5 protein-coding genes are annotated in these 4309 nt (G+C 44.6%); 1 reads left to right on the forward strand and 4 read right to left on the reverse strand.

Annotation, left to right across the window (positions count from 1 at the left end; all coding sequences use genetic code 11):
- From ACYTXL_RS32735 to ACYTXL_RS32745, 3 genes are all read right to left on the reverse strand, one after another.
- The coding region (locus ACYTXL_RS32735; protein ID WP_461928232.1) for a GAF domain-containing protein at positions 1 to 413 on the reverse strand (413 nt) is incomplete at its 3' end.
- Positions 414 to 616: 203 nt separating this feature from the next.
- Positions 617 to 775 (reverse strand): hypothetical protein, encoded by a 159-nt coding sequence (locus ACYTXL_RS32740; protein ID WP_461928233.1) that lies wholly within the window; start codon positions 773 to 775, stop codon positions 617 to 619.
- Between the two features lie 843 nt (positions 776 to 1618).
- Positions 1619 to 2803: an NAD(P)H-quinone oxidoreductase subunit H gene (locus ACYTXL_RS32745; protein WP_461928234.1), complete on the reverse strand. Its 1185-nt coding sequence runs from the start codon at positions 2801 to 2803 to the stop codon at positions 1619 to 1621.
- 232 nt (positions 2804 to 3035) lie between these two features.
- Here ACYTXL_RS32745 and rsmH point away from each other — a divergent pair, with 232 nt between their 5' ends.
- Positions 3036 to 3923, forward strand: a complete 888-nt coding sequence (gene rsmH / locus ACYTXL_RS32750; RefSeq protein WP_461928235.1) for a 16S rRNA (cytosine(1402)-N(4))-methyltransferase RsmH — start codon at positions 3036 to 3038, stop codon at positions 3921 to 3923.
- Positions 3924 to 3936: 13 nt separating this feature from the next.
- Here the strand turns inward: rsmH and ACYTXL_RS32755 are convergent, their stop codons facing one another.
- The gene (locus ACYTXL_RS32755) at positions 3937 to 4161 is read right to left on the reverse strand and encodes a DUF6887 family protein (protein ID WP_461928236.1); all 225 of its coding nucleotides are present in this window, start codon (positions 4159 to 4161) and stop codon (positions 3937 to 3939) included.
- Positions 4162 to 4309 lie beyond the last annotated feature (148 nt).

Below are 4309 nucleotides of genomic sequence, written 5' to 3' on the forward strand. Positions count from 1 at the left end.
CCTCTAGGAATCAAAATTGGTACAACTAAGTTGGCGCGAACTTGCATATTGCTGAGAAAATCTCGGTGACAAGACTCGATTGGCTCTAATTGAATATCAGCGATCGCTCTTACCCGTCCTGCCAAGTATAAAGCAGCATACTGATTATTAAAACAATCATCTGGCCCAGTGGAACCAAGTATTGAGAATTCTTTAGAACTCAAAGATTCAAAAGTCACCTGTCCTTGCCACCGTCCATAAAAATAATACAACACCACCCGATTAACCTGAAGCGATTCTCGGAGTTGATTCGTTGTTTCCCGGACTAACTCATCGCGTTGCATTGTTCTGACAAGGCGATCGAGCAATTGTTGCAAACCCTGTTCGTGGCGACCGCGGCTCTGGTTAAAATCTGAGTGAGAATGAATTTGCACAGTTCTAAAATTATAACTAAGTAAATACTGCTAAATTTATATACTAATTTATCAGACCTTATATAAATACATTCTTCCATTTATACCAACAATTCATTTTACCCTAACCCTGTCGTACAAAACATCCCTCCCCTCCCCGTCCCTCTCCTTACTAAGGAGAGGGACAGGTTATGCATAGCATAACCAGGGTGAGGTTTCTTCCGCTATTCGACAGATGCTAATATTTCTGAGACTCCAAACATTGGCGCAAAGTTACGATAAGCTGACAATGCTGGTTCTTTAACAGTTGCATTCACAATCGGAAAAGTAGTCAGGATGTAACTAAATTCATCTTCAGTTAACCCGTAAAGGTGTGCGACCATCCCATCGAGTTCAGCGCGTAACTTAGCGCGTTCTGTATCATCGGTAACGCCTTATTAATGCGAAACTAGACCGATTTCTTGCGCGAGTTCGTCAAATTCTGGTGTCGTGCAGATGAGTTTGGCAGCGCGTTGTACAATATCGTTGAAGTAGCGATCGCTTTTTGTTAAATGTGGGACGCTCTAAAAATAAAATCCGCCAGCGCAGACTTTAAGAAACCCTATTTATTTATACGAGTTAAATTTTTAGCCATGCTTTTTATACCTTTATAAATTCTTTATCTTTGATTAAGGTTGAGCAATATTACCGAAAGTTATTGATTTATTTGAGCGCCGACTTACTTTGTGCAGCCACAATTTTTTAATCGTAAATAAAAGGTGTTCCTCAACCCAACCTACGAATATTCTTAACTAACCGCCCTTAGAATCTATTGGGAGCATCTCACTCTAAAACCCACAAATGAAAACCTCACCCTCGCTTTACCCAAGGGTAAATCTTTCCCTCTCCGAACTCGCGGAGAGGGACAGGTTTTGTGTAGCAGAACCAGGGTGAGGTTTCTTGGGGCTATTCGATAAACCGTAAATCGTGTGTAATACCGTTTCACTTTAATAATAATGATACAAATACCTTGGTAGGGGCACAGCATTGCTGTGCCCCTACGAGAAATCTATATGTATCAGGGTTTGTCTGAAATGGTGTAAGAGGGACCTGTGTGTAGACGGTAGCCTTAATAAGGAGAGGGGTTGGGGGTAAGGTTTTGACGCCAGTATTTACCCAATCCTAAAAAAAATAGAGCAGTTGCACTGTCATACAACTGCTCTAAAAAGTACTTAGATAGATATTATCTACCTATCCACAGACCCCATGATTATGTCAACACTGCCGAGGATGACCACAATATCTGCAACCTTCATTCCACGCAGTAAATGTGGCACAATTTGAAGGTTATTGAAGTCGGCGGCGCGAATCTTCCAGCGTAAGGGGAAAACATTATCATCGCCAACCAAATAAATTCCCAATTCACCTTTACCACTTTCTACACGAGAGTAGATTTCACCTTTGGGAATCTTGAAGGTAGGGGAAACTTTTTTGCCAATGTATTGATAATCAAATGCGTCCCACTCTGATTTTTTCCCTGCGGCTAAACGTTTAGCTTCCAGATTTTCGTAAGGGCCGCCAGGAAGTCCTTTAATTGCTTGGCGAATAATCTTCACAGATTCGCGCATTTCCCGCATCCGCACTACGTAACGGGCAAAGCAATCACCGGCAGTTTCCCACTGCACATCCCAGTCGAAATCGTCATAGCATTCGTAATGGTCAACTTTCCGCAAATCCCATTGCACGCCAGATGCGCGTAACATTGGCCCAGAAAGTCCCCAGTTAATTGCTTCTTCACGGGTGATAGTACCAATACCCTCAACACGTCGCCGGAAGATGGGGTTATCGGTTACTAAGCGTTCGTACTCATCAACTTTTGGTATTAAGTGGTCGCAGAATTCCAGACACTTATCTACCCAACCGTAAGGCAAATCGACTGCTACCCCACCAACGCGGAAGTAGTTGTGATTCACCATCCGATAGCCTGTAGCGGCTTCCCACAAATCATAAATCATCTCCCGTTCCCGGAACTGGTAGAAGAAGGGAGTTTGAGCGCCCACGTCAGCGAGGAAGGGGCCAAACCACAGCAAATGGTTAGCGATGCGGTTCAACTCCAGCATGATGACGCGGATGTAGCTAGCGCGTTTGGGGACAGCGACACCTGCAAGCTGTTCTGGGGCGTTAACAGTGACGGCTTCATTGAACATTCCCGCCGCGTAGTCCCAGCGACTGACGTAGGGGACGTACATTACATTAGTGCGGTTCTCAGCAATTTTTTCCATTCCCCGGTGCAGGTAGCCGATAACCGGTTCACAGTCAACCACATCCTCGCCATCCAGGGTGACAATTAGCCGCAGAACCCCGTGCATTGAGGGGTGTTGTGGCCCCATGTTTAGCAGCATTGGTTCAGTGCGGGTTTCTAGTCTGGTCATAGATTTCGTGTTCTCCGTTCGTGAAAATATTGAATTCTACCGCGCAGATGCCAACTAGACCCAATTTATCTTGTCTGCCAAGCCAAAATTAAGCTTGCAGGAGCAATATTTTGAGGAAAACTGCCTTGAGAGCGTCTACATGTATTGCCCATACAGGGGTATGTTGGAGAGGGGGTGACAGAGGAGGGACTTTATTTGATGTTTCATTTTGTTGCACTTCTTCAATTATTATATGGAAGCTGGATATCAGGGACTTGAAGCGCAGAATTTTTCCCATATTCCCGTTTTGGGTCGGGAAGTAATTGAGGGTTTGGCGGTGCGTCCGGGCGGGCATTATTTAGATGTGACGGTAGGTGGTGGCGGTCACAGTCGCCTAATCTTACAAGCGGCGGCGGATGTGCGGGTAACGGCTATTGACCAAGATGAAGATGCTTTAGCAGCAGCGCAGAAAAATTTAGCTAAATATAGCGATCGCATACAATTTATACATAGCAATTTTTCTGAACACGAGTTTACCCCTAATACTTTTGACGGTATTTTAGCCGATTTGGGGGTCAGTTCTTACCATTTAGATGAGCCGGAACGGGGTTTTAGCTTTCGCCAAGCTGCAAATTTGGATATGCGAATGGATCGAGGGCGATCGCTAACTGCTGCTGATGTGATTAATAATTGGAATGAAGCAGATTTAGCAGATATTTTCTTTAAGTACGGTGAGGAGAGATTATCGCGGCGCATTGCTAGACGTATTGTTGAACGGCGACCATTACAGACGACTGTTGAGTTGGCTGAAGCGATCGCTTCTTCAGTTCCCCCGAAATACCGTTATGGTAGAATTCACCCCGCTACCCGTGTTTTTCAAGCTCTGCGAATTGTCGTCAACGATGAGTTAAAATCCCTCGAAACCTTTCTAGATAAAGCCCCAAATGCCCTAGTCCCTGGTGGCAGAATTGCGATTATCAGTTTTCACAGTTTGGAAGACCGCCCGGTGAAGCATGGTTTAAGAAATTCACCTTTATTAAAGGTGTTGACAAAAAAGCCGATTATTGCTCAAGAAGAGGAAATTAGTAATAATCCGCGATCGCGCTCGGCCAAACTGAGGATAGCCCAGAGAGTATTGTAACTGCAATACAGGGTTAATCGGCTCCATCTCGTGGCTCAGAACTGCTGCGAATACGCTCAATGAACTTAGGATAATTTTTTAAATCCTCTTCTGACTGTAATGGTGGCATTTCAATCCAATTACCTTCGATATGCAGCTTATCCACATAAGCGTAGAAGGCTTCCTGATCTTCCCGATGAGCAAGAACGTAATCATGTAACTGTTTCTGACTCATTGCATGAAAATTAGTCTTGCTCATCCTATGTAAACCTCATCTAAGCTGAGAACCGTAGTTTTCGCCCTCACCTTAAATCCCTCTCCCAGATATGGGAGAGGGACTTTGAAATTCTGGCTCCCCTTCTCCCAGATTTGGGAGAAGGGGTTGGGGGATGAGGGCAAATCCTTTT

This window comes from Nostoc sp., assembly GCF_054880495.1.

Bases quoted from the DNA above. Each gene is read 5' to 3' on its own strand.
- ACYTXL_RS32755 (WP_461928236.1), bottom strand. From the start codon at position 4,161: ATGAGCAAGACTAATTTTCATGCAATGAGTCAGAAACAGTTACATGAT.
- ACYTXL_RS32745 (WP_461928234.1), bottom strand. From the start codon at position 2,803: ATGACCAGACTAGAAACCCGCACTGAACCAATGCTGCTAAACATGGGG.
- rsmH (WP_461928235.1), top strand. From the start codon at position 3,036: ATGGAAGCTGGATATCAGGGACTTGAAGCGCAGAATTTTTCCCATATT.
- ACYTXL_RS32740 (WP_461928233.1), bottom strand. From the start codon at position 775: ATGGTCGCACACCTTTACGGGTTAACTGAAGATGAATTTAGTTACATC.